This window comes from Geobacillus sp. WSUCF-018B, assembly GCF_002809985.1.
GTDB classification, from domain to species: domain Bacteria; phylum Bacillota; class Bacilli; order Bacillales; family Anoxybacillaceae; genus Geobacillus; species Geobacillus thermophilus.
This window is the reverse complement of record NZ_PIJF01000007.1, coordinates 19,721-43,538: the sequence shown is the minus strand read 5'-3', so window position 1 is coordinate 43,538 and position 23,818 is coordinate 19,721. Positions and strand designations below refer to the sequence as shown.

The window sequence follows — 23,818 nt, the reverse complement described above, 5'->3', positions numbered from 1 at the left end:
CGCTTCATGAGCGCATCGTTTCAATGAGATGCGCCATGTCCCCGGGAAGCGGAGCGGCAAATGTCAACCAGCGGCGCGCAAACGGATGGAAAAACGAGAGCTGACGGCTATGGAGCGCCTGGCGGTCGATCATCTCCCGACTCCCGCCATAGAGGTCATCCCCAGCGAGCGGATGGCCAACATAAGCCAAATGGACGCGGATTTGGTGCGTACGTCCGGTTTCAAGCTGCAGCGACACGTGCGTATAGCCGCGAAGCCGCTCGAGCACCCGGAAATGAGTGACCGCCGGCTTGCCGTCCTCCCGCACTTCGCGGGCGATGATGCTGTCTCCCCGGCGGCCGATCGGCGCATCAATCGTCCCTTCGTCATCAACCATGACGCCGTGGCAAATGGCCTCATATGTGCGCGCCACCTTCCCTTTTTGCTGGAGCGTGGACAACAAATGGTGAACGTGGCGGTGCTTGGCAACGAGCACAAGCCCGGACGTGTCGCGGTCCAATCTTGTCACAATATGGACGGTTGAATCGAGCCGCTGCCTTCGGTAATGGTGCAGCAGGCCGTTGGCAAGCGTTCCGCCCGGATGATGGCGCGACGGGATCGTGGCCAACCCGGCCGGTTTGTCAACGACAAGGATGTAATCATCTTCGTACACGATATGAAGCGGCATCTCTTCCGGATCCATCCAATCGCTCGTCCGCTCCGGCGGAAACACAACCGACAGCGTCTCACCGGCACGCAGCACATGGCGGACGGTGACGGGCCGACCGTCAACCAACAGCGCCCCGCCATGGAATTTAATATCGGTAAGCGCCGTCCGCGAAATGCCGTTCTCTTGCAAAAACTGGCGCAGCAGCTTTCCGTCATGTTGTTGATCGATCAAAACGGTCAGTGTAAACGGCGGCATGTTTGTCTACCTTTCCATCAAAATCGTGATCGTGTACCGACGCCGGCGCGCTTCCTCCGCCGAAACAGCAGCCGACCAGCAGCCGGATGGGCATCAATCGGCGATGAACGAATCGCGCACCCGCCGCCAAAACGGAAACGGCCGAAAACGGGCGAAACGCACTTTCTCGTCGGCGACCCGGCATTGAATCGATTTGACTTCTTTATGTACGAGCGACAAATGGTCGACCGTAATTTGAAAATCGATATGGTTGACCGGCTTCAGCAAGCACGTATGGTGCGCCGGCAGCACAAGCGGCGAGCCGATCGTCCGGAAGACGCGGTTGTTGATGGATGCCATCTCCGTCACTTGAATCGCCTCGAGCGACGGGTGCAAAATCGCCCCGCCGAGCGCCTTATTATAGGCCGTGCTCCCGGTCGGCGTGGAAATGCACAGCCCGTCGCCGCGGAACCGCTCAAACAAATCACCGCGAATTTCAACATCCATGACGAGCGTCCCACTCACACATTTCACCGTGCATTCGTTGAGCGCTAAATACTTCGCCTCGCGCCCACCGTTAATGTAACGAATCGTCACCTCAAGCAACGGGTACTCCACCACTTGATACGGTGTTTTGGCGATGGCAATCACGAGCTTTTCGATTTCTTCCGGCACCCAATCGGCATAAAAGCCGAGATGGCCGGTATGGACGCCGACAAACGCCGTCTTGTCCAACCGATGGCAATAGCGATGGAACGCGTACAACAGCGTTCCATCCCCGCCGACGGAAATGACCAAATCCGGCGCTTCCTCATCATAGCGCAAATCAAAATCAAGCAAATACGTCTTCATCTTCTGCGCGAGGGCGTTCGACACATCATCCCCTTTTGACGTAATGGCGAAGGCCAGCGGCGCATCAGTTCGTTTCATTGTCCTTCCCCTTTTGCTTCTTGTTTTCGTGAAAAGGCGGCCTGCGCTTCTTGAATTTCAACGCGGATTTTCGACATTTCCTCATCGAGGCGGTAGGCAGCCTCCGCCGCGCGCTGCAGCCGGGCTTTAATATCTTCCGGAAAGCGGCCGCTGTATTTGTAGTTCAGAGAGTGTTCGATCGTCGCCCAAAAGTTCATCGCCAGCGTGCGGATTTGAATTTCCGCCAAAATATTTTTCTCGCCGCGGATCGTCTGCACCGGATACCGAATGACGAGGTGGTATGAACGATAGCCGCTTTCTTTCTTTTGCGTGACATAGTCGCGCTCCTCGACGATTGTAAAATCGTTGCGCTGGCGCAGCAGCTCGACGACCGTTTTAATATCGTCGACAAACTGGCACATGATGCGCAGTCCTGCAATATCTTGCATCTCTTCCTCGAGGCGGTCGAGCGGGATGTTTTTCTTTTGCGCCTTGTCTAAAATGCTGGCAACCGGCTTCACGCGTCCGGTGACAAACTCAATCGGCGAGTGCGCTTCAATCATCTCAAACTGGGCGCGAATGCCTCGCAACTTTACTTTCAGCTCTTCGACTGCCTGCTTATACGGGGCTAAAAACAAATCCCAATGGTTTACCATCGTACCACCTGCCTATCTATTTTCAATTTCCTGACAGCCTGGGCCAAGAGAAAGCATCCGCACCTTCCCAGCGCCGCTTTGACGGTAAGCGGCCTTTGGCGCGCTCCGCCTCCCCTCACGCCCAAAGGCAGGCAACCGGACGGCTCATCCGGTAAAAAACATCTCTTGTACTGCTCGTTCAAGCGCCTCGCCATAGTTGGCGTTGTCACGAATATTTTCGAGCAAATATGACAATTCATCGTGAAACTGTTCAAGTTCGAGCACTTCTCCCCCGCATTGAAGCCAAACCGGCTCCTTGGCGTCAAGCGCCTCTTTCAGCTCGAGCCACCATGGCTTCGGAACCATGACATATAGAAAGCGATCCTCGGTTTCCAATATATACACAAACGCCAATGCATCTGAGTCAACAAGCATATGGCGCTTCGGCATAACACCGGCGGGCAAAACAAGCGCATCATCAACCTTCAGCCAGAGCCGGCCGTCTTTTCGCTCTGCCCGCTCGACGATCCATTTTTCGTTCATGCTTTCTCTCCTTCCACACCAACCATCCGCCCTTTATTTTACCATATTCAGCCTATGCGGGCGAAATAATTGATATTCGCCGAAAAACAGCTGATAATAGAGGGAGACGATGATCTTTCCCGAGGGAGATTCACGATGCATCAAGAGGTCGAAATCGAATTGAAAAACTTGTTAACGGCAGCGGAATTTGCGGCCGTCCGCGCCGCCTTCCGGTTGGATGATGGCGCTTTCTTCCGCCAGGAAAACCATTACTTTGACACTCCGTCATTCGCCTTAAAAGAACGGGCGGCAGCGCTGCGCATCCGGGCGAAAGAAGGGCGGTTTACGCTGACGCTGAAACAAACGCGGGCGGATGGGGCGCTTCTCGAGACGCACGTGCCGCTCACCCCTTCCGAAGCGGAGGCGCTGCTCACGGGCGTGCCGCTGCACGGAACGATCGCGGCCTTGCTTGCGGAACTGGGCATTGATCCATCCAACGTGCGCCATTTCGGCTCTCTTGTCACCGAACGCGCCCAATGGCCGTACGAAGGTGGTACGCTTTTCCTTGACCGCAACTTCTACTTGCAAAGTGAAGATTACGAACTCGAATATGAAACGGACAACGCCAAAACGGGGGAGGAGCGGTTTTTGCGCCTGCTTGAGGCGCTCGGCATCCCGCGCCGCCCGGCGCCAAACAAAATCGCCCGCTTTTACGCCCGCATGAAAGAAATGGAGGAAAGACGATGACCGTTTCGCCATTAAAGCTGCTCATCGAATGGCAGGCGCTCAATGCGTTCTCACCCGGACGCTCCAGCCTGCTGCCATCGCCGGTGCCATCCTTGTTTTCAAGCTTGCTTGCCGAATCTCTCAGCCGCGGTGAGGAATCTTCTGCCGAGGCGCCTCAAGCTGCCCTAAGCGGTCAGCCACCGGCATCCGCCGGCCATCGCAGCGCCCCGCTCGAACATGAAGCGGGTGCTGCAACCAACTCATCTTCTTCCATCGATGCTTTAATCGCGGCGGCGGCGGAAAAATACGATGTTGACCCGCAGCTCATCCGCGCCGTCATTCGCCATGAGTCAAATTTCCGTCCCGATGCGAAAAGCCCGGTTGGAGCGCTTGGACTCATGCAGCTCATGCCAAGCACGGCAAAAATGCTCGGCATCAACAACCCGCTTGATCCAGCGCAAAACATCGACGGCGGCGTAAAATATTTGCGCCAGCTCCTTGACCGGTACAGCGGCAATATCACTCTCGCCTTAGCCGCCTACAACGCCGGGCCCGGGCACGTCGACCGCTATGGGGGCGTGCCGCCATTTGCCGAAACGCGGGCGTATGTCGAACGCGTGTTGAAAAGCTACCGCACATAAACGAGCGGCGTTCGAGTCACTTTGTTTGAGATCCATGCGTGCTGTTGATAAAATAGCAATCAAACGACAACGAATGATTTTCAAACAAAAGGAGCATCCGCGATGGGTGAACAATGGCAAACTCTTTATGAGGCGATCGGCGGAGAGGAGACGGTTGCGAAACTTGTCGAAGCATTTTACCGTCGCGTGTCCGCGCATCCGGACTTGCGGCCCATTTTCCCTGACGATTTGACGGAAACCGCCCGCAAGCAAAAACAGTTTTTAACACAATATTTAGGCGGCCCCCCTCTTTACACGGCAGAGCATGGACACCCCATGCTGAGGGCGCGCCATCTCCGCTTTGAAATCACGCCGAAGCGGGCGGAAGCATGGCTTGCCTGCATGCGGGCAGCCATGGACGAAATCGGCTTGTCCGGGCCGGCGCGCGAACAGTTTTATCACCGGCTCGTACTCACCGCCCATCATATGGTCAATACCCCAGATCATCTGGACAGAAAGGAGCATACCCTTGAGTGAGAAGTTTGCTGGGAAGACGACATCAACTTGCTACCCTTCCCAGCCGCTAGGCAACACGAACAAACCGCTCGAGCTGTATTTGTTTATCGATCCTTTATGCCCGGAATGCTGGGGGCTTGAACCAGTCATCAAAAAACTGACGATCGAATACGGCCGTTTTTTTACCTTAAGGCACATATTGAGCGGAACATGGGCGACATGGGGCGCGCACAAAGGAACAAAGCCGGAGGCAATGGCCAAAGCATGGGAATGGGCGGCTTGCCGCACCGGCATGTCATGCGACGGCAGCGTTTGGCTCGAAAATCGGATTTCAAGCCCGTTCGCCCCATCGCTCGCCATTAAAGCGGCGGAAATGCAAGGAAAGCGGGCCGGCCTCCGCTTTTTACGCAAGCTGCAAGAACAGCTCTTTCTCGAAAAACAAAATGTCTCTGATTTGTCGGTGCTCGCCGAATGCGCCGCCGAAGCTGGTCTTGACGTCGATGAATTTCTGCGCGATATGCACTCACCGGGAGCGGTAAAAGCGTTCCAATGTGATTTGAAAATCACGTCGGAAATGGATGTCGACGAAATACCGACGCTTGTCTTATTTAATGAAAACATTGAAGATGAAGGCATTAAAATTTCCGGATGCTATCCGTATGACATTTACGTCGAACTGATCGCCGAAATGCTTGGCTTCCATCCCAAGCCGTCTCCTCCCCCTCCACTGGAATCATTTTTAAGCCATTTTAAGTTCGTCGCCACGAAAGAAGTTGCCGTTGTGTACAATTGGACCATCCAAGAAGCGGAAACGGAAATGAAAAAGCTGCAGCTGAAACAAAAGGTCGAGCGGGTGCCTGTCAAGCATGGAACGTTTTGGCGCTATATCGAAAAAGCCCGCCTGTAGCGTGCGACCGACAAGAAAAAGCCCGGCCGAAGCCGGGCTTTTTCTTGTTGCCAAGACAACAAAGGGGATGGGAGAATTTGTTCACGGTCAAACAAAGGGGTATCAGGTTTTGTCTTCCGTTCACATCTTTATCTTACCAAACGCCCGACCGGATTGACAACCCGTTTGCTCGTTTGTTCACATTATTGTCATAATTCCCTTCCCCGTCGCTGTTTGTCATGACTGCATGGACAGCGGACATATATTGAACATAAAAGAACCGAGAAAGAGGCGAACAACGTGAAAAAACGAATCGTTTTATGCGTTTGGGCGGCAGCGGCCATCGCCGCATTTTTCCTTAACCTTTTAGGCCTTATGCGGCTGCTTCCCTTGTGGGCGACGATGCCGCTGTTGTTTTTGACGCTGCTTGGACTCGTGGCGTCTTGGAACCGCCGCCGCCAGTTTAAGGGATTTTCGTCAAAACGGCTGCGGCTGTAGGGAAAATAAGACGATATACGTTTTTCGATATGGATGCAGGCGTGGCGCTGCATCCATTTTATTTCCCAAGCAGCCGCTCCATTTCCTCAAGTTTTTCCGCAAATACTTGGCATGCCTGGCGGATCGGCTCGGCGCTCGTCATATCAACGCCGGCTTTTTTCAGCACTTCGATTGGGTAGTCCGAGCTGCCGGCTTTTAAAAAGTCAATGTACCGTTTCACCGCCGGTTCGCCTTCCTCTAAGATTTGTTTGCTGAGCGCTGTTGCCGCGCTGAAGCCGGTCGCATATTGGTACACATAATAGTTGTAATAAAAATGCGGAATGCGCGACCATTCCAAGCCGATTTCTTGGTCGACCACAATCTCATCGCCAAAATACTTTTTGTTTAAATCATAATAAAGCGAGGTGAGCGTCTCAGCCGTTAACGCTTCGCCCTGTTGCGCCTTCAGGTGGATCAGATGCTCGAATTCCGCAAACATCGTCTGCCGAAAGACAGTGCCGCGGAATCCCTCAAGATAATGGTTCAACAAGTACAACCGTTTCTTCTCATCATCAATCGTTTTCAGCAAGTGATCGTTCAAGAGCGCTTCATTGCACGTTGACGCCACTTCAGCGACGAAAATCGAATAATGGGCGTACGGATACGGCTGCGTTTTGCGCGTATAGTAGCTATGGACCGAGTGGCCAAACTCATGGACGAGCGTAAACAAGTTGTGAACGTTGTCCTGCCAATTGAGCAAAATGTACGGATGGGTGCCATACGCTCCCGACGAATACGCACCGCTCCGCTTCCCTTTGTTCTCGCGCACATCGACCCAACGGTTGTCAAGCCCTTCTTTGACGATCGCTACATACTCCTCGCCGAGCGGCGCCAGCCCGTCAAGCATATATTGCTTCGCTTCCTCGTACGTCACGTCCATTTTCACATCTTGCACAAGCGGCGTGTACAAGTCATACATATGGAGCTCGTCAAGCCCCAACACTTGTTTGCGCAGCCGCACATAGCGATGCAAAAGCGGCAAATGTTCATGAACCGTGGCAATCAAGTTGTCGTACACGCTCTCCGGGATGTTGTTGGCATCGAGCGCCGCTTGGCGCGCCGATTCATAACGGCGGACGCGGGCAAAAAAGTTATGTTTTTTCACCGTTCCGGCAAGCGTGCTGGCAAACGTGTTTTGAAACTTTTCGTACGTATGGTACACCGCATGGAACGCATCGCGGCGGACGCGGCGGTCCGTGCTTTCTAAAAAGCGAATGAACCGGCCGTGCGTGACTTCGACTTCCTCACCGTTTTCATCGATGATCGTCGGAAACGTCAAATCAGCGTTGTTCAACGCGCTGAACGTGTCGGATGTCGCCTGCATCACCTCGGCCGCCTGCGCCAATAACGCTTCCTCTTCCGCCGACAGCACGTGCGGGCGCTGGCGTGTCACTTCGTCTAAGGCGTGCGCGTATAAGCGAAGCGGCTCGTATTGCTCAAGAAACGAACGAAGCACCGCTTCATCGATGGATAAAAGTTCTGGGACGATGAACGCCATGGCGCTCGACGCCTCGCTGTATAAGCCCTTCACGCGGTCATTCAGCCCTTGGTAAAACGAGTTGGTCGTATCTTGGTCATAGCGCATATGGGCGTATGTATACAGCTTGCCGAGGCGCATGGATACTTCATCCTGGTATTGCAACGCTTCATACAGCACTTGCGGCGATTGCCCAAGCCGTCCTTTGTACTCGCCGAGCTTTGGGATCATCGCTTTCACCTGTTGGAACTCTTGCTCCCAGGCGTCATCAGTCGGAAAAATATCCTCAAGCCGCCACGTTTCCTCGACGGGGATTTCGCTCCGGGACGGAAGCGATTTTTTGGCCTTATTGTCTCCCACCTTTATGTCCCTCCTTTTAATATCGATACACGAATTATTATTCACCATTTTTGGCTGTTTTTCCTGTCTTTTGCTTATTTTTTCCGCCTCCTGACATCTCGAGCGCTGTCCAGTACGAGGCAAGCGCCGGCGTCCGCTCGATTTGCTCAAGAAGGGCGGCATCTTGGCGAATGACATCTTCGACCGTCGCCGGGAATGACAGCGGTTTGGCTAAGTACAACTGTCCACCGTCCTTGCAACGTACGTAGCCAAGCAGCCTGAGCCAATGCACATATTCGCTGACCGCCTGTCGGTAATCATCCCGTCCAACAAGCGGCAGCCGGCGCGGCATAAGCCGTCCGGTGCGGATTTGCTCGTCGACCCATCCCAACAACGACGCCATCGTGACCGGCCGCCCGGGCTGCCTGAGGAACGGCAAAAGCACGTACGTCTGCCAAATGAACGGCGCCGTCTCCCATAAATACCCCCGCGGCACTGGCCAGCCTGCTTCGGTCGGAAACAGTGACGGAACGATGCCCGCCTGGTAAAAATCAGCACAAATGCGGCGCACGGTTTGGTTCGGATAAAGCGGAAACGTCCGCCGCCATTGTTTTTTTCGTTCGAGCCATCGCTCCCAAAACTCGGATGGAAGCGGCAGCGGGCAGGGGGCCATCCAATCGGGGAACGAAAACGACGAAAGCGGAATCGAATCGACCACGGCCAATGTTCGCTGCACCGATAGCGGCAACGGGCGAAAAAGGCGGATGAAGCGTTTCGTCTCTGGACTGTAGTACCATATATGTGGAACGACTGAATGTGGAGCGCGATGGGCAAACAACCATTGAAACCGGGAGAGCTGCACTTCCCCCGAATATTTTGGCGAACGCCGCAAATGATGGGCTCCTAACACCCACAACGGGCGGATGCCAAGGAGACGGTAGCCGTCATTGCGTTCGCGAAACAGCGATTCATCGATCGTGGAACATTGGTATTCGAGGGCATAAAGGTGTGGGCCATGGCGGAACAATACGTCAGGACGCTGCTTGATGGCGGGCAAATACGGCTCGAGCTTCGCCTCCATGCCTTGGCGAATGAGCCACGCGAACAAGTCTCGCTTCCCAGTTAAGTGACGCTCCGACTCCGGTTCATGCTCGACCGGGCAGGCCGCCCCTTTTCGATGGGCGAAATGCGGCAAACGGTAGCGGCCCGACCGGAGCACCACTTCTTGACGGCACGCGGGACAAAAAAACGGTTCCTGTCGTTTCAGGCGCATCAGCCCCTCTCGTTCCCATCTTTCCGCCCCGGCAAGCGAAACCGTCCTGCCATCAGCGGCGAGAGCGACAAACAACATGATCACTTCCTTTCCAGTAAAAAATAGTTGTCCGTGAGCGGGAACAGCTGGAATTGTTCTCTGCTGCCCCCCCTTCACCGTTCGGTTCTTCCCTTTTATTCGTTGACCATCGCCGGTTTTCCTGCCCAAAGCCAAACTGCGTCGAAAAAAGTCCGCCGATTCGGCGGACTGGCGTTTACAAGCGGTTGGTTACAACAGAGGCGACAACAGCCGGGAGACCGATTCAGCGATACGCACCCGGAACGGGCGCTGTTGAAACTGTTCGTAGTCGATCATGGAAGCGTGGCGAAAATCTTCCAAAAAGTCGCGGACGAGTTTATGAATGCTGTCGGTATAATACAAAAAGGCGTTCACTTCAAAATTCAAATGAAAACTGCGCATATCCATGTTCGCTGTGCCGATTGAAGCCAGCTCGCCATCGACGACAATGACTTTGCTGTGCAAAAACCCGCGTTCATACTCATAAATTTTTACCCCTGCCTCCAGCAACTCTGGGAAATACGAGCGAGAAGCGTAAAAAACGATTTTTTTGTCCGGCCGCTTCGGCGCAAGCAACCGCACATCAATGCCGCTTAGCGCTGCCACTTTCAGCGCCGTCAAAATGTCTTCATCCGGCACAAAATACGGCGAAGCCACCCAAATCGACCGTTTCGCTGCTGTGATCATAGCAAAATACAGCTGCTTAATGACCTCCCACTTTTGATCCGGACCGCCGGCGATGAGCTGGACGCCGCCTTGCCCTTCTTCTACAATGAGAGGCGGCGACAAGTAGTCCGGCGTCAGCAGCCGCTCTCCCGTCATATAATACCAATCTTGCAAAAAAATAAGCTGCAACGTCCGGACTGCTTCGCCCCGGATCAACAAATGCGTGTCGCGCCAAAATCCGAAATACTCGTTTTTTCCTAAATACTCGTCGCCAATATTCAGCCCGCCGACAAAGCCAACACTCCCGTCAATGACGATGATTTTCCGGTGGTTGCGGAAGTTGATTTGGTTGCTTAAAAACGGCAGGCGCACCGGCGAAAACGGGATCATCTCAACCCCGGCAGCGCGCAGCTCTTCGATATAATCGTTCGACAGCTTCCAGCTGCCGACAGCATCATACAAAAAACGGACGCGCACGCCTTGGCGCGCTTTTTCCATCAAGACGCGCTTCAACTGTTGGCCGATTTCATCATGACGGACAATATAATATTCTAAATGAATATGGTGTTCCGCTTTTTCCAGTTCAGCAAAAATAGAAGAAAATGTCTCCTCTCCGTTCGTCAACACCGCCGTCTGCGAAGCAAGTGAAACCGGATGCTGGCCGATGCGATAAGCAAGGTGCAAAAGCGGACGCTGATGGGGCGCCATCGGCAGCCGTTCGACGGCAATCGGCGACGGCTCTTGAAACTTGAGCAGCACTGCCTCATCAAAATCGGCTTTCTTTTTATAGCGCCGTTGTTGCCAATAGTTGCGTCCGAACAATAAATAAAACAAAAAGCCGACAATCGGAAAGCTCCCCAGCACCGCCAGCCAGGCGATCGTCTGCGCCGGCTTTCGATTCTCAAGAGAAATGACCAGCGCAATAAAGATGACGGAACAAGACATCAATACGCTGAAAAGACCAAGCAGCTTCCCTTCCCAAAACCCGTTCGTCAATGCCAGCAACGCGCCGACAATGACGACGAGAATCGCCACTCTCGATGTGTTTCGCAACAAAACCCCTCCAACTGATGTTCCTCTTTCCCCTTATTCTTTATACTTGACTTCACGGCCAACGGTTTCACGGTTTTCCCTTCTCTTTCCTATCTAGAAGGGTCGGGAAAGCAGCCATTTTCTAAATAAGTGACCGACGGGTGCGAAAAAGCGTGCTGTTATAAAGCTTCTCCATTTGAAAACAACAGGGTCAACCCGCGTTTTCTGTCCGCCCCCTCCAAGCGCCCCAACAAAGAAAACGCCGATTTCTGGCGGCGAAATCGGCGAATGAACGAAAAGGTTATGGAGCTGGAAAATACCGTTTTACGGTCTCAAGCGCATTGTCGCCCATAATTTCAGTTCCGTATTCCTCAAGGCGGTAAATCGTCAGCTGTGAATCGTTTCCGTATTCCAGAAGAAGGCTGAGCATATTGTCGATATCATGCTCGCTATATTGTTCGGTAAATTGTACGAACAAGTAATAACGCCCTTCAAACTGGAATAAACGGTTCGACAAACTTGAAAAGTCGGCGCGGTGAGCCAAGGAGATGACGTCTTCAATGTCTTTGAACGAAATGATAAATTGAAGCACGTCTTGTGCTTCTTCGTCTCCGGCCGCATTGTTCCGCCCGAAATGGAAGTGATGGCCGAACAGCGATTCGATCTTCTCATCAGCCGAGAGCGAAAACTCGCGCCACTTGTCTTCCGGGAGCGGCAGCTCGAGCTTGCTTCCGTCTTTGGACAGCTGCGCTTTCGTTACAACAACCTCAAGTCCTTTCTCAAGCGCCTGCACTTGAATCCAAAGCGGACCGTCAAGCGAAAAATCGCTTTCGCCGTGAACCTCATCCATCATTTCCCAAAACAATTCTTCGCTCCGCTCCCGATTGTACCAAATTTCCTCACGGTCAAAACCGCGTTCCTCTATATCAACATACGAAATGTAAAATTTCACCGTATGGTCGTTGATGCGTTCAATTTCCATCTTCTCCGACTCTCCCTTCTAAACCAAAGAAATAAAAAGGGAAGGGATCGTTCCCCTGGACATTCTTCAAAACTTCTATCTTGTACTTTATATTTTATGACAAAAAGCGAAAGAAGGGAAATAAAAAAACGTATTTTTAAAAATTGGTTATGAAACCGGCCATGTCCTACTATAATGGTGATGAACACGGACGGAATGAGGGACGTCTATGGTGGATGAATATTTCATCTCGATTTTATTAATCATTGGCATCGATGTCATTCTCGGCGGGGACAATGCGGTTGTCATTGCGTTAGCGAGCCGCAACTTGCCGGAACAAAAGCGGAACATCGCCATTGTCCTCGGCACGGCGCTGGCGATCGCCGTCCGCATTTTGCTGACCGCAGCGGTCGTATGGCTGTTGACCATCCCGTTTCTGCAGCTAGCTGGCGGCCTCCTCCTGTTTTGGATCGCCTTGAAGCTCATGGGGCAAAAAGACGAAAAACATGCCGCCATTAAAGCCGAACCGTCGCTTTGGAAAGCCGTCCAGACGATCGTCGCCGCCGATGTCGTTATGGGCATGGACAACGTCATCGCCATCGCCGGAGCATCCCAAGGCCATATGGGGCTTGTCATCTTTGGCTTTCTTTGTTCTGTTCCTATCATCATTTTAGGCAGCAAAATCATCCTTTATGCCATGGAACGGTTTTCGTTTCTGATTTATGCCGGCGGCGCCCTTTTGGCATACACAGCCGGAAACATGATCACTGCCGAAGAGCGGCTGCGTCCGTTTTACGACCCGCGCTGGGAGGCGTTGTTTCCGGTCTTAACGGCCATTCTTGCCGTTTTGCTCGGCTTTGCGGCCAACCGGCGGACGCGCGCCGTGCGCTGACCGGCAAGTGTGAAAAAACTTCTACATGGCAAGCCATGTAGAAGTTTTTCTTACCCGTTTACCAGCCGCTGCGCTTCGCGGAGTTGGTAGGCCCGCACTTTGCGCGGCAAAAAACGGCGGATTTCATCTTCGTTATAACCGACTTGCAGCCGTTTTTCGTCAATGATGATCGGCCGGCGCAAAATGCCTGGGTTTTTCTGAATCAGCTCGTACAAATCTTGCAGCGGCAAAGCTTCCAAGTTAATGTTCAACTTTTGGAACACTTTCGAACGGGTCGAAATGATTTCGTCCGTTCCCGTTTCCGTCATCCGCAAAATTTCTTTAATCTCTTCAACCGTGAGCGGTTCAGAGAAAATATTGCGTTCTACATAAGGAATATTGTGCTTCTCGAGCCACGCCTTCGCCTTCCGGCATGACGTGCAGCTCGGTGATGTGTATAGCTTGACCACTTCGATCACTCCTTTTGACAAGGAATCCCTTGCTTCCCTCGTCCGTCAGACGACAGACGTGCACCGCTATGCCGGTTTGACGTCTGACAGCATAGCGACACGGCCTGGACGCCAGTCTGGCGATCAGCCGCTTTGCCAATCGTTTGCAAATTGAAATGACTTTAACATAATATATTATACAATACATCGGCCAAGAAAGATATAGTTTTTCGATGATAAATGCAATTTTCTTTCTTTCCTCTTCCAAAGTGAAGGCAAATCCTCTACAATCAAAGTAGAAAAGGAAAAGGGAGGAAGAACCGATGGCCGGCTATTTCATCGACTTTGCCATTGCTTCGGCATTGATCGTCGTCCTCACCGCATTGATGGGGAACATCAGCAACACGATCGGAGAGCGGTTGTTCGGCCGAAACAAAAGCGGAAAGCATGTCGAGGCCTCTCGCCGCATCCAACAAGGATGGAAAGTCGTCGGAGGAAAAAATAACGCGCCAAAACAGGCGCATAGGTGAGCGCCGCCTCTTTCACCGTTCGCGTCATGCGGCGATGAAGGAGCGGCGCTTTTTTCGATTCGGCTAGGCATACATCGCCCGATACCGCTTATATTCTTCCTCTGAACAAAGCACAAAATGGCCAGGCGTAATTTCGCGGAATTCGAGTTCCTCTCCGTCTTTGTAGCCATGTTGCGCCGGGTCGTACATGATCCGCTTGCGCGTCCGCTCCGTTTCCGGATCTGGAAGCGGAATAGCGGAGAGCAATGCCTTTGTATACGGATGGATCGGATTGCGGTACAGCTCTTCCGATTCAGCGAGCTCGACCATTTTCCCGAAATACATGACGCCGATCCGGTCGCTGATGTATTTGACCATCGACAAGTCATGGGCAATAAACAAGTACGTCAACCCTTTTTCACGCTGCAGGCGCTTCAGCAAGTTGACGACTTGCGCCTGAATGGAAACGTCCAGCGCCGAGATCGGCTCATCGGCGATGATGAATTCCGGTTCGACGGCGAGCGCCCGGGCGATGCCGATCCGCTGGCGTTGCCCGCCGGAAAACTCATGCGGATAACGGCTCGCATGCTCGCGGTTCAACCCGACCGTCTCAAGCAGCTCATAGACGCGCTGCATCCGCTCCTCTTTCGTTTTCGCCAATCCGTGGATGTCAATGCCCTCAGCGATAATGTCGGCGACCGTCATCCGCGGATTGAGCGACGCATACGGATCTTGGAAAATCATTTGCATTTTTCGGTTTAACTCTTTCAGCTCTTTTTTTGATTTTTTGCCGTGTACGTTAACGCCGTTAAACAGTACTTCTCCGTCTGTCGCCTCATACAGCCGAATGATCGTCCGCCCCGTTGTCGACTTGCCGCAGCCCGACTCGCCGACAAGGCCGAACGTTTCCCCTTTATAAATGTCAAAGGTGACGCCGTCGACCGCTTTGACGACCTCGCCGCGGCCGGCCGGGAAGTATTGTTTTAAGTTTTTCACTTCAAGCAGCTTTTGCTTAGCCACGCGGCTTCCCTCCTTTCCGGGCGACGATGTCAGCAAACCGTTTCATCCGTTCGCGCACGATCGCCGGCGGTTCCACTTTCGGTGCCTTTTCATGCAACAGCCATGTCGCCGCATAGTGCGTATCAGACACTTGGAACATCGGCGGCTCGAGCTCATAGTCAATTTTGAGCGCATACGGATTGCGCGGCGCAAACGCATCGCCTTTTGGCGGATTTAACAAATCCGGCGGCGAGCCCGGGATCGAATACAGCTCCGTATCTTTATGATCAAGGCTCGGCATCGAGGCGAGCAATCCCCAGGTGTACGGATGTTTCGGATTGTAAAAAATTTCATCCACCGTGCCGATCTCCACGATTTTCCCGGCATACATCACCGCCACTCGATCGGCCATGTTGGCGACAACCCCTAAATCATGGGTGATGAAAATAATCGACATGCCGAGCTTTTTCTGAATGTCTTTCATGAGCTCCAAAATTTGCGCCTGAATCGTCACATCCAGCGCGGTCGTCGGTTCATCGGCGATCAAAATTTTCGGATTGCACGCCAAGGCGATGGCGATGACAACACGCTGGCGCATTCCGCCGGAAAATTGGTGCGGGTATTGCTTCATGCGCAGCTCGGCGTTTTTAATGCCGACCAGCTGCAATAGTTCAATCGCCCGTTTGCGCGCTTCCTCTTTCGACAGCTTTTGATGTTTTAAAATCGCTTCCATAATTTGCTTTCCGATCGTCATCGTCGGGTTGAGCGACGTCATCGGATCTTGGAAAATCATCGAAATTTTCGCCCCGCGGATCGATTGCATGTCTTTCTCCGACAGCTTGGTCAAGTCTTTTCCTTCAAATAAAATTTCCCCTTGCTTGATTCGGCTCGGCGGCGTCGGCAACAGGCGCATCAACGCCTTGGATGTCACGGATTTCCCAGACCCCGACTCGCCGACGATCGCCAGCGTTTCTCCCTTATACAAGTCGAACGTGACGCCGCGAACCGCCTGCACTTCACCGGCGTGGATGTCAAAGGAAATATGCAAATCGTTCACCTGCAAAATTTTCTCCATCGGTTTCACCCCTTCCGTCGGTTATTTGCGCATTTTCGGGTCAAGCGCATCGCGGATTCCGTCTGCCACCAAGTTGAAGCTTAAAATGAGCAAGCTGATGACAACGGCCGGAATAATCATCAAATGCGGATATGTTTGGATCGATTTGTATCCATCATTGACAAGCGAGCCAAGCGACGCTTCCGGCGGACGGATGCCAAGGCCGATAAAGCTCAAAAACGCCTCAGTGAAGATGGCCGATGGAATCGTGAACATCGTCGTAATAATGATCGGGCCGATGACGTTCGGGATCAAATGTTTGAAAATGAGCCGTGATGTCGGCGCTCCGAGCGTCCTTGCCGCCAACACGTATTCCATGTTCTTTAATTTCAACACTTGTCCGCGCACGATCCGCGCCATCGTCGTCCAACCGGTAATGACCATCGCCAACGTGATGGAAATGATTCCAGGCTCAAAAATCAAAATGAACAAAATGACCATAATTAAATACGGAATGCCGTTTAAAATTTCGATGATCCGCTGCATCACATTGTCGACGCGGCCGCCATAGTAGCCGGAAATGCCGCCGTACGCAATCCCGATCAATAAGTCGATCAACGCCGCGAGCAAACCAATGTAAAGTGAGATGCGCGTGCCATACCACGTTCTCACCCACAAGTCGCGTCCTAAGTCATCCGTGCCAAACCAATAGTACTCTTTCACGCCGCGCTGTTTATATACATCAACGCCGTTCGCATCCCGGCCGTCAAACGGAAGCCAATGAACATGCTCGAGCACCGGGATTTTCGGCGGAAGTTTCGCATGCCGCAAGTTTTGATCTTTATACGTCCGGTCGCTCGCCATCGGGGCGATGATCGCCATGAGCGTCAAAATGATAATCATCACGAGCCCCACGATCGCTGCCTTGTTTTCCCGAAGGCGAAGCCAAGCATCCTGCCAAAACGTCAAGCTCGGACGATTGATTTTTTCCTGCTCACCGACGTTCGGCGGGGCGGGCTGAAACCATTCCGGTGAAAGTTGTTCGTATTGTTGTTTCGCCATCATTTTTTCCCTCCCGCTAACCGGATGCGTGGGTCGACAACCCCGTACAACACATCAACGATAAAGACGGCCAAAATCAACAAGGCGGAATAAAACAACGTCGTTCCCATAATAACCGGGTAATCGTTCAGTTCAATCGAACGGACAAACTGCTCTCCAAGACCAGGGACAGCAAACAGTTTCTCAATGACAAGCGTTCCCGTCATTAAATTGACGGTCATCGGTCCTAAAATGGTAATGACGGGGATAAGCGAGTTGCGGATGGCGTGCTTGATGATAACCCCCGCCTGGCTGATCCCTTTCGCCCGAGCCGTCAAAATGTAGTCAGAGCTTAACACTTCCAGCATTTCCGTGCGCATAAAGCGGGCGATGCTGGCGATGACCCCGACAGACAGCGCCAATGTCGGGAGAATCGTATATTTGAAGCCTTCCCAAAAGGCGACCGGAAGCCATTGCAGTTTCACAGCGATAAAATATTGCAAAAACCCCCCTAACACAAACGACGGGATCGAGGCGCCCAACACCGCAATGACCGTAGCTGTGTAATCTTCCCAATGATTATGTCGAATCGCCGCGACAATTCCGAGAATCAACCCAACGATCGTCCCAAACACAATCGCCTGAAACCCGAGCTGGGCCGACGGGCCGATTCGATCGCTGATGAGCTCTGTCACTGGGCGGTTGTCATATTGGAACGATACCCCCAAGTCTCCTTTCAACAAATTCCCTAAATATTGAATGTATTGAACCGGCACGGGCTTATCCAATCCGTACTCTTTTAAAATAAGCGCCTTCTGTTCCGGCGTTAATTTCTCTTGGTTCTGAAGCGGCGAACCAGGCAACAGCTTCATTAAAAAGAACGTCAACGTCGCAATGATAAATAACGTGATAATCATATAAACGAACCGCTGAAGCGTATACCGCGCCATGACCGCACCTCCTCTGCTTTTCTATAATCTTCGTTGTTTTTCGACATTTTTCGCCTTGGCAGGCAAAAGGAGAGTATATGCCTAGGCATATACTCTCCTCCGCATTTTCAAGAGAACAACGGATTACTCGACATACGCCCATTTCAAGCTGTAGTCGGCGCCGAATGTATGCGTGACGAAGTCTTTGACATACTCGCGTTGCAAATAGGCAACGCCGCGTTGGTACAGCGGAGCGATCGGCATTCCTTCAAAGACGATTTTTTCTGCTTTCAGCATCGCATCCCAACGAGCTTGCTGATCGTTGGCAAGCGTCGTTTGCGCGTCTTTGATCAGCTTGTCGTACTCAGGATTCGACCAGCCTGTTTCGTTGTGCGGGCTTGTCGACGTCCAAAGCTGCAGGAACGTCATTGGGTCTTGATAGTCCGGACCCCAGCCGGAGAACGACAAATCATATTGCATGTTGCTTTCGAGCTTCAGTTTTTGTGCAAACGGTTGTTGCTTAATGTTGATCGTCAAGCCCGGCAAGTTTTGTTCAAGCTGCGCTTTCACATACTCGCCGATTTTCTTCGCGTTGTCGGTGTCATAGTTCAGCAGTTCAAGCGTAAATTTGTCTTTGCCCAGCTCTTTTTTCGCTTGCTCCCACAATTTTTTCGCTTCATCCGGATTGTAATTGACCAAATCGCCATTCACATCGCGGAAGTCTTTGCCATCCGGACCGGTGACGAAGTCTTTCGGAACGGTGAACTTCGCCGGAATCGAACCGTTGTTCAAGAGCGTATCGACCATCGCTTGCGTGTCGATGGCCATCGCAATCGCTTTGCGGGCGTTGACGTTGTTCAGCGGTTCTTTTTTCGTGTTCATGCGCAGCCAATAGAGCGACGGATCCAATTTCGTATGGAAGTTTTTGTCGTTTTTGTACTTATCCACGAACTCCGCCGTCAAGCCGACGCGGTCCGCTTGTTTTGTTTCATACAAGTTGACGGCCGTTGCCGTGTCTTTCACAACTTTCACATTGACTTTTTCCAGCTTGACGTTGTCTTTGTCCCAGTAGTTTGGGTTTTTCGTATATACCCAACCTTGTTCGTGCTTCCACTCGCTCAACACGAACGGGCCATTGTAAAGCGTCGTATTAGCTTCGAGACCGTATTTGTCGCCTTGCGCTTTCACAAATTTTTCGTTTTGCGGCATGAACGTGCCAAACGCCGTCAAGCCGACGAAATACGGAACTGGGTTTTTCAGCTCGACTTTCAAGGTGTAGTCATCAAGGGCTTTGACGCCGACTTGGTCAAGCGGCACCTTGCCTGTGTTGGCTTCTTCGGCGTTTTTAATGTCGTACATAATGTACGCATATTCCGATTTCGTCTTCGGATCAAGCACGCGCTTCCAAGCGAATTCAAAATCGTGCGCCGTCACCGGATCGCCGTTCGACCACTTCGCGTCTTGGCGAAGCTTGAACGTGTACGTTTTGCCGTCTTGGCTCACTTCATAGCTTTCCGCGATCCCTGGCACCGGCTTGTTGTCTTTGCCTAAACGGTACAGACCTTCCATGACGTTGTTCAAAACAATGAACGACACCGCATCAGTGGCGAGCGCCGAATCAAGCGACGGGATCTCTTGGCTTTCAAGCAAGTTCAGCACCTGCTCCTTCTTCTCCGCCGGCTTTTCGCCGCCCTGGCCGCCTTGAGCGTTGTTGTTGTCCTTGCCTCCGCCGCACGCCGCTAAAAACGTCGACAGCGCGAGAAGCAGGACGAGGAAGAAAGAGAATCGCTTCTTCACTAAAAAACCCCCCTTAAAATTTATGTAGCGTATTACAAATCTTCTGAACCATTTGATTTCAGAAGATTGTACTTACATCGCTTATTATATCCTGTGTTAGTATATTTGAAAAGGATTTTTTTATTTTCTTAAATAAAAAAATTTCAAACTACTTACAAACGGGAGAGGATCGGATTGCATTTACACCTGCATTGTAACGACTTTTGCCACCATTGTAAACAAAAAATTTCTGCCCACAAAAAAGAAAACGCTTACAATATAATTTTTTTGCCCTTCCTTTCAGCTTCGAAGCAAATCTCTCCTGAACTTCCAGGTTTCTTCTATATTTTTCAATATAATTTTGTTAATAATTTTGACAATCTTCCCGCCCACATGATTTATGATAAAATAAGCAGTGAGAAGGGAAAGGCGGGAACAGACGATATGAAACAAACGGCTGTGCGGACTGGATGGCTCGTCGCCGCGATGCTGGCGGCAAGCGCACTCATCGTAATAGGGCAAGGAGCATGGAGTACGGTGGCCTTTATTAACGTTTCGTTTTTGCTCTCCCTTTTGCCTCTGTCGCTTGGCGGGCTTTTGTTTGTTTATGAACGCGGGTTTTTCAGCGGATTCGCATACGGGTTTCGCCGATTGCGCAGGAATCGAACGAAGGTGGAGCGGTATCTTGAGGAAGCGGCAGCAGAACATGAATCGGATGAGCTGCTCGGTCCGCGGCGTTTCGCCATCACGTATCCGCTTCTCTTTTCCGGTCTGCTTCTGTTTCTGGCGATGATTGCCGCCGGATATGCCGTGCAATAAGGTTGCAACAGCTGAATGTTTTCCGTATAATATAAGGCAAATCTAGGATCAACCGAGCGATGAGAAAGAAGAGTACATATTGGCGATGCCTTCAGAGAGCTTGTGGACGGTGCGAACAAGCGGCTAGCCATATGGAATGGGCTTTCGAGCTTCCCGCCGAACCGGCGACGCAGTAGGCGGGGACGTTCCCCGCGTTACAGGGGCCATGCGCAAAGCATGGGCTGAGCGATTGCGCTTCTTGACGCAATAAATAGGGTGGCACCGCGGTCCTACCGTCCCTATCAGAGGGCTGGCAGGGCCTTTTTTATTTTTGGCTTGAGGGAGTGAAGATCGATGAAAACCATTTTTTCCGGCATTCAGCCAAGCGGCGTCATCACCCTTGGCAACTACATCGGGGCGCTGCGGCAGTTTGTCGAATTGCAGCATGAATACAACTGTTATTTTTGCATCGTTGACCAACACGCCATTACCGTTTGGCAAGACCCTCACGAACTGCGGCAAAATATCCGCCGCCTTGCCGCTTTGTATTTAGCCGTCGGCATCGACCCGACGCAGGCGACGTTGTTCATCCAGTCTGAAGTGCCGGCGCACGCTCAAGCCGCTTGGATGCTGCAGTGCATCGTTTACATCGGCGAACTTGAGCGGATGACGCAATTTAAAGAAAAATCGGCCGGCAAAGAGGCGGTCAGCGCCGGACTGCTCACGTACCCGCCGCTGATGGCCGCTGACATTTTGCTTTATAACACCGACATCGTCCCAGTCGGCGATGATCAAAAGCAGCATATCGAATTGACGCGCGATCTAGCCGAGCGCTTCAACAAACGGTATGGCGAGCTGTTCACGATCCCTGAGGCGCGCATTCCGAAAGTCGGCGCCCGCATCATGTCGCTTGTCGACCCGACGAAAAAAATGAGCAAATCCGACCCCAACCCGAAAGCGTACATTACACTGCTTGACGATGCGAAAACGATCGAGAAGAAGATCAAAAGCGCCGTCACCGACTCAGAAGGAACGATCCGCTACGACAAAGAAGCAAAGCCGGGCATTTCCAACTTGCTCAATATTTATTCGACGCTATCCGGTCAATCGATCGAGGAGTTGGAGCGGCAATACGAAGGAAAAGGATACGGCGTCTTCAAAGCAGACCTCGCTCAAGTCGTCATCGAAACGCTTCGACCGATTCAAGAGCGGTATCACCATTGGATGGAAAGCGAGGAGCTTGACCGAGTGCTCGATGAAGGGGCGGAAAAAGCAAATCGGGTTGCATCGGAAATGGTGCGCAAAATGGAGCAAGCCATGGGGCTCGGGCGGCGGTAAGAAGGCGCCATACAAAAAACGGGCGGGCGCATAGCGCCCTGGCCCGTTTTTTAATTCACTTTCGGCTCTTGCTCCATTTCCCAAAGCTTTTCGAAAAACGGCTGGCCTTTAATTAAGTTTTCACATAGCTGCTCGTGCCGTGCAGACCAGCCGTGTTTCGTTTCTTCGTACAGCCGTTCCCACGCTTCCTCAAACGACATTTTTTGAATATCTGCGTACTTTTCCGGGGCCCATTCTGTATACCAGTAGCGCACCTCGGCGCTGTTTTTCGTTGAATGCAGCTGGTCAAGCGCCATAAACAACAGCTGTTTCAACTGCCGCTCTTTCCGTGTCAATCCGCACATCAACTCCGGCGCCGGCGACAAAATGTGGTACTCTTTTTCGTACTTCGGCAGCGGGTAGGCCCGCTCTTCCGTCTCGGCGGCCATCTCGTACACAAGCTGCTCTTGCCGCGGAATGAGGCGGCTTTTGCGGATCGGAATATGATAGCCGATCGTATCGACGGCCAAAATGCCAGCTCCGTCGGTCACAACGAAACAATAATCGAGCTGAATCCGTTCATGGTTTTTGCGGACATAGGCTTTTTGGTACACATCGTCCAAAAGCGGCTTCGGAAGGTCGGATAAACTGTTTTCAATATATTGGAATAGAGCCGGGGACACTTTTAACAGCGGCACTTGGTCAAGCAACTCAATTTGGTCGTCTTTGCGCCATTCGTGAAAATGGCAGACGTTGTACCCGTTCTCTTCACCTTCAAACCAGTTCACCCAAATGTCGTGCAGGTAAAGCATGTGATACCCCTCACTTCCAGACGTGTTTGTCCATCAGTATAGGCAGAGGGGCAGAATTTTATTCCATTTCGCCCTCTTTTCCCCACTATGAGCCACGGCTTGGAAACGACAAGCTCGCCCACATAAGCAACAAGCCGAGCGGCAATAAATAACATTCCTCCCTTGTCGCGATATAAGCAGCGTATTCACCAAACCCGCGCTCCGGGGTGATGATGTTTAAATAGACGATCATCATCATGCCGCCGACGACCGAAAAACCAAAGCCGACCAAATAAAAAAACAGGCGGACCATCGGGCTTCCCTTCCTTCTTGTCCACGTCCTTTCTTTACGTATATGCCTGTTCGGTGGACAAGATGCCTATCATCGCCCCTGGTCCATCCCGCCTTACCCGCGGCTGTCCAGACCGGCTAAAGCAACCATTTGTTTCGCCTCCATCGCCATCAATTGAGCCAATGAATACCCCCGCTCCAAACAGCGGCGGACGATGGCATAACCGACTGCATAGCCGCCCATGTTCGGATACCACCCAAGGCCGTATAAAACGCGGGAGCTGAGTGGGTGCGAAACAGCGGCATCTTGATTGGGGGCGATGTAGCGGCGCCAAAACCGCTCGATCTCCCTGTCAGTATAATACGACGTCCAGTCGGCGCATTGTTCCGGTCCGACTGTTTCAGCGACCGCATGTTCTGCCAGCCCTTCCATAATCACCGCATCTAACAGCGTCGCCTCTTTGCCGCCATACGGCAGCTGCTTCAGCCGGCAAACATGGTTGTACTCATGCGCCACCAATGCCGCGACCTCCTCGTCGCGATGATCGGGCAGCAAAAAGAAAACGAGCTTATCGGCAAACGCCACTCCTCCTTTTCCGCGAAACTCGCGCAAAAGTTTCCGGTTTTCATCATCGGCCGGCAGCAAAAACACCGGAACGTCAGGCCCTTTCCATCTCACCCGCTGTTCGTCATATAAGCGGGCAAGCCGCTCCCAAAGGCCTTTTGCCTTCATCTCCGGCAAAAGGCGAACGGCCTGCCGGGCGCTTCGATACATGCCATATAAGCATAAATAACGATGAATGGCGCGCGCTGGTGCATCGGCAAAAAACGGCGCCAGCCGGGCGCAAACACGGAGCGGATCGCCTTCATCTTGTTCAAGCCAACGATCAGTTGGAGCCAGTCCCATCGTCTTCCCTCCCTTTTTGCTACCTTATGTCAAGGCAACCGGGACGG

The 23,818-nt window shown here is 52.3% G+C and carries 26 protein-coding genes and 1 other annotated feature; of the genes, 9 read left to right on the top strand and 17 right to left on the bottom strand.

The window, feature by feature from the left end; all coding sequences use genetic code 11:
• Positions 1-4: 4 nt before the first annotated feature.
• From CV944_RS03675 to CV944_RS03660, 4 genes are all read right to left on the bottom strand, one after another.
• On the bottom strand, positions 5-904 hold the full coding sequence (locus CV944_RS03675) for an RluA family pseudouridine synthase (protein WP_100663833.1): 900 nt from the start codon (positions 902-904) through the stop codon (positions 5-7).
• 93 nt (positions 905-997) lie between these two features.
• Complete coding sequence (locus CV944_RS03670; RefSeq protein WP_044743408.1) at positions 998-1,813, bottom strand: NAD kinase; 816 nt, start codon at positions 1,811-1,813, stop codon at positions 998-1,000.
• Positions 1,810-2,448: a GTP diphosphokinase gene (gene yjbM, locus CV944_RS03665; RefSeq protein ID WP_033010443.1), complete on the bottom strand. Its 639-nt coding sequence runs from the start codon at positions 2,446-2,448 to the stop codon at positions 1,810-1,812. The genes CV944_RS03670 and yjbM overlap by 4 nt, the downstream gene beginning before the upstream one ends.
• 144 nt (positions 2,449-2,592) lie before the next feature.
• Positions 2,593-2,970, bottom strand: coding sequence for a UPF0738 family protein (locus CV944_RS03660; protein ID WP_100663832.1), 378 nt, complete (start codon positions 2,968-2,970; stop codon positions 2,593-2,595).
• A 135-nt stretch (positions 2,971-3,105) separates the two neighbouring features.
• Here CV944_RS03660 and CV944_RS03655 point away from each other — a divergent pair, with 135 nt between their 5' ends.
• From CV944_RS03655 to CV944_RS03635, 5 genes are all read left to right on the top strand, one after another.
• Complete coding sequence (locus CV944_RS03655; RefSeq protein ID WP_094239716.1) at positions 3,106-3,696, top strand: CYTH domain-containing protein; 591 nt, start codon at positions 3,106-3,108, stop codon at positions 3,694-3,696.
• Positions 3,693-4,316 (top strand): lytic transglycosylase domain-containing protein, encoded by a 624-nt coding sequence (locus CV944_RS03650; protein ID WP_100663831.1) that lies wholly within the window; start codon positions 3,693-3,695, stop codon positions 4,314-4,316. Before CV944_RS03655 ends, CV944_RS03650 begins: the two co-directional genes overlap by 4 nt.
• Positions 4,317-4,418: 102 nt before the next feature.
• On the top strand, positions 4,419-4,832 hold the full coding sequence (locus CV944_RS03645; protein WP_100663830.1) for a globin domain-containing protein: 414 nt from the start codon (positions 4,419-4,421) through the stop codon (positions 4,830-4,832).
• Entirely contained in the window at positions 4,825-5,718 is an 894-nt protein-coding gene (gene spxH, locus CV944_RS03640) for a ClpXP adapter protein SpxH (protein ID WP_047817933.1), read from the top strand. Before CV944_RS03645 ends, spxH begins: the two co-directional genes overlap by 8 nt.
• A gap of 279 nt (positions 5,719-5,997) precedes the next feature.
• Complete coding sequence (locus CV944_RS03635; protein WP_033010435.1) at positions 5,998-6,195, top strand: hypothetical protein; 198 nt, start codon at positions 5,998-6,000, stop codon at positions 6,193-6,195.
• A gap of 58 nt (positions 6,196-6,253) precedes the next feature.
• Here the strand turns inward: CV944_RS03635 and pepF are convergent, their stop codons facing one another.
• The 4 genes from pepF to mecA all read right to left on the bottom strand — a co-directional run bounded on the left by pepF (position 6,254) and on the right by mecA (position 12,060).
• Positions 6,254-8,119, bottom strand: coding sequence for an oligoendopeptidase F (gene pepF / locus CV944_RS03630; RefSeq protein ID WP_369806426.1), 1,866 nt, complete (start codon positions 8,117-8,119; stop codon positions 6,254-6,256).
• A complete protein-coding gene (locus CV944_RS03625) occupies positions 8,109-9,401 on the bottom strand; it encodes a competence protein CoiA (protein ID WP_232722018.1) in 1,293 nt (430 codons plus the stop codon). Before CV944_RS03625 ends, pepF begins: the two co-directional genes overlap by 11 nt.
• 189 nt (positions 9,402-9,590) lie before the next feature.
• Positions 9,591-11,099, bottom strand: coding sequence for a cardiolipin synthase (gene cls / locus CV944_RS03620; protein ID WP_100663849.1), 1,509 nt, complete (start codon positions 11,097-11,099; stop codon positions 9,591-9,593).
• 280 nt (positions 11,100-11,379) lie between these two features.
• Entirely contained in the window at positions 11,380-12,060 is a 681-nt protein-coding gene (gene mecA / locus CV944_RS03615; protein ID WP_033010433.1) for an adaptor protein MecA, read from the bottom strand.
• 208 nt (positions 12,061-12,268) lie between these two features.
• Between mecA and CV944_RS03610 the strand changes: the two genes are divergently transcribed.
• Positions 12,269-12,931: a TerC family protein gene (locus CV944_RS03610; RefSeq protein ID WP_063210622.1), complete on the top strand. Its 663-nt coding sequence runs from the start codon at positions 12,269-12,271 to the stop codon at positions 12,929-12,931.
• A 50-nt stretch (positions 12,932-12,981) separates the two neighbouring features.
• Here the strand turns inward: CV944_RS03610 and spxA are convergent, their stop codons facing one another.
• Positions 12,982-13,380 (bottom strand): transcriptional regulator SpxA, encoded by a 399-nt coding sequence (gene spxA, locus CV944_RS03605; RefSeq protein WP_011230318.1) that lies wholly within the window; start codon positions 13,378-13,380, stop codon positions 12,982-12,984.
• 302 nt (positions 13,381-13,682) lie between these two features.
• Between spxA and CV944_RS03600 the strand changes: the two genes are divergently transcribed.
• Positions 13,683-13,889 carry a hypothetical protein gene (locus CV944_RS03600; protein ID WP_100663829.1) on the top strand — a complete coding sequence of 69 codons (207 nt, stop codon included), beginning with the start codon at positions 13,683-13,685 and terminating at the stop codon, positions 13,887-13,889.
• A gap of 63 nt (positions 13,890-13,952) precedes the next feature.
• Here the strand turns inward: CV944_RS03600 and CV944_RS03595 are convergent, their stop codons facing one another.
• The 5 genes from CV944_RS03595 to CV944_RS03575 all read right to left on the bottom strand — a co-directional run bounded on the left by CV944_RS03595 (position 13,953) and on the right by CV944_RS03575 (position 19,688).
• Positions 13,953-14,888: an ABC transporter ATP-binding protein gene (locus tag CV944_RS03595; RefSeq protein ID WP_033010429.1), complete on the bottom strand. Its 936-nt coding sequence runs from the start codon at positions 14,886-14,888 to the stop codon at positions 13,953-13,955.
• Positions 14,881-15,942: an ABC transporter ATP-binding protein gene (locus CV944_RS03590; protein ID WP_049624938.1), complete on the bottom strand. Its 1,062-nt coding sequence runs from the start codon at positions 15,940-15,942 to the stop codon at positions 14,881-14,883. Before CV944_RS03590 ends, CV944_RS03595 begins: the two co-directional genes overlap by 8 nt.
• 21 nt (positions 15,943-15,963) lie before the next feature.
• Positions 15,964-16,986 carry an oligopeptide ABC transporter permease gene (opp3C, locus tag CV944_RS03585; RefSeq protein WP_013146073.1) on the bottom strand — a complete coding sequence of 341 codons (1,023 nt, stop codon included), beginning with the start codon at positions 16,984-16,986 and terminating at the stop codon, positions 15,964-15,966.
• Positions 16,983-17,912 (bottom strand): oligopeptide ABC transporter permease, encoded by a 930-nt coding sequence (opp3b, locus tag CV944_RS03580; RefSeq protein WP_011230313.1) that lies wholly within the window; start codon positions 17,910-17,912, stop codon positions 16,983-16,985. Before opp3b ends, opp3C begins: the two co-directional genes overlap by 4 nt.
• Positions 17,913-18,035: 123 nt before the next feature.
• Positions 18,036-19,688 (bottom strand): peptide ABC transporter substrate-binding protein, encoded by a 1,653-nt coding sequence (locus tag CV944_RS03575; protein WP_100659296.1) that lies wholly within the window; start codon positions 19,686-19,688, stop codon positions 18,036-18,038.
• Positions 19,689-20,111: 423 nt separating this feature from the next.
• On the opposite strand from CV944_RS03575, the gene CV944_RS03570 reads away from it, so the two are divergent.
• On the top strand, positions 20,112-20,486 hold the full coding sequence (locus CV944_RS03570) for a DUF3899 domain-containing protein (protein ID WP_011230311.1): 375 nt from the start codon (positions 20,112-20,114) through the stop codon (positions 20,484-20,486).
• A 50-nt stretch (positions 20,487-20,536) separates the two neighbouring features.
• Positions 20,537-20,769 (top strand) — a binding site (T-box leader).
• Between the two features lie 50 nt (positions 20,770-20,819).
• Positions 20,820-21,803: a tryptophan--tRNA ligase gene (gene trpS, locus CV944_RS03565; protein WP_100663828.1), complete on the top strand. Its 984-nt coding sequence runs from the start codon at positions 20,820-20,822 to the stop codon at positions 21,801-21,803.
• Positions 21,804-21,853: 50 nt separating this feature from the next.
• On the opposite strand, the gene CV944_RS03560 is transcribed toward trpS, so the two are convergent.
• The 3 genes from CV944_RS03560 to CV944_RS03550 all read right to left on the bottom strand — a co-directional run bounded on the left by CV944_RS03560 (position 21,854) and on the right by CV944_RS03550 (position 23,771).
• Positions 21,854-22,594 (bottom strand): YjbA family protein, encoded by a 741-nt coding sequence (locus CV944_RS03560; protein ID WP_033009307.1) that lies wholly within the window; start codon positions 22,592-22,594, stop codon positions 21,854-21,856.
• A gap of 85 nt (positions 22,595-22,679) precedes the next feature.
• A complete protein-coding gene (locus tag CV944_RS03555) occupies positions 22,680-22,886 on the bottom strand; it encodes a YuzI family membrane protein (protein WP_100663827.1) in 207 nt (68 codons plus the stop codon).
• A gap of 93 nt (positions 22,887-22,979) precedes the next feature.
• A complete protein-coding gene (locus tag CV944_RS03550; protein ID WP_100663826.1) occupies positions 22,980-23,771 on the bottom strand; it encodes a DUF2268 domain-containing putative Zn-dependent protease in 792 nt (263 codons plus the stop codon).
• Between the last annotated feature and the right edge of the window lie 47 nt (positions 23,772-23,818).

Bases quoted from the DNA above. Each gene is read 5' to 3' on its own strand.
- CV944_RS03675 (WP_100663833.1), bottom strand. From the start codon at position 904: ATGCCGCCGTTTACACTGACCGTTTTGATCGATCAACAACATGACGGA.
- CV944_RS03670 (WP_044743408.1), bottom strand. From the start codon at position 1,813: ATGAAACGAACTGATGCGCCGCTGGCCTTCGCCATTACGTCAAAAGGG.
- yjbM (WP_033010443.1), bottom strand. From the start codon at position 2,448: ATGGTAAACCATTGGGATTTGTTTTTAGCCCCGTATAAGCAGGCAGTC.
- CV944_RS03660 (WP_100663832.1), bottom strand. From the start codon at position 2,970: ATGAACGAAAAATGGATCGTCGAGCGGGCAGAGCGAAAAGACGGCCGG.
- CV944_RS03655 (WP_094239716.1), top strand. From the start codon at position 3,106: ATGCATCAAGAGGTCGAAATCGAATTGAAAAACTTGTTAACGGCAGCG.
- CV944_RS03650 (WP_100663831.1), top strand. From the start codon at position 3,693: ATGACCGTTTCGCCATTAAAGCTGCTCATCGAATGGCAGGCGCTCAAT.
- CV944_RS03645 (WP_100663830.1), top strand. From the start codon at position 4,419: ATGGGTGAACAATGGCAAACTCTTTATGAGGCGATCGGCGGAGAGGAG.
- pepF (WP_369806426.1), bottom strand. From the start codon at position 8,119: ATGGTGAATAATAATTCGTGTATCGATATTAAAAGGAGGGACATAAAG.
- CV944_RS03625 (WP_232722018.1), bottom strand. From the start codon at position 9,401: ATGTTGTTTGTCGCTCTCGCCGCTGATGGCAGGACGGTTTCGCTTGCC.
- mecA (WP_033010433.1), bottom strand. From the start codon at position 12,060: ATGGAAATTGAACGCATCAACGACCATACGGTGAAATTTTACATTTCG.
- CV944_RS03610 (WP_063210622.1), top strand. From the start codon at position 12,269: ATGGTGGATGAATATTTCATCTCGATTTTATTAATCATTGGCATCGAT.
- CV944_RS03600 (WP_100663829.1), top strand. From the start codon at position 13,683: ATGGCCGGCTATTTCATCGACTTTGCCATTGCTTCGGCATTGATCGTC.
- CV944_RS03590 (WP_049624938.1), bottom strand. From the start codon at position 15,942: ATGGAGAAAATTTTGCAGGTGAACGATTTGCATATTTCCTTTGACATC.
- opp3C (WP_013146073.1), bottom strand. From the start codon at position 16,986: ATGATGGCGAAACAACAATACGAACAACTTTCACCGGAATGGTTTCAG.
- opp3b (WP_011230313.1), bottom strand. From the start codon at position 17,912: ATGGCGCGGTATACGCTTCAGCGGTTCGTTTATATGATTATCACGTTA.
- CV944_RS03570 (WP_011230311.1), top strand. From the start codon at position 20,112: ATGAAACAAACGGCTGTGCGGACTGGATGGCTCGTCGCCGCGATGCTG.
- trpS (WP_100663828.1), top strand. From the start codon at position 20,820: ATGAAAACCATTTTTTCCGGCATTCAGCCAAGCGGCGTCATCACCCTT.
- CV944_RS03560 (WP_033009307.1), bottom strand. From the start codon at position 22,594: ATGCTTTACCTGCACGACATTTGGGTGAACTGGTTTGAAGGTGAAGAG.
- CV944_RS03555 (WP_100663827.1), bottom strand. From the start codon at position 22,886: ATGGTCCGCCTGTTTTTTTATTTGGTCGGCTTTGGTTTTTCGGTCGTC.
- CV944_RS03550 (WP_100663826.1), bottom strand. From the start codon at position 23,771: ATGGGACTGGCTCCAACTGATCGTTGGCTTGAACAAGATGAAGGCGAT.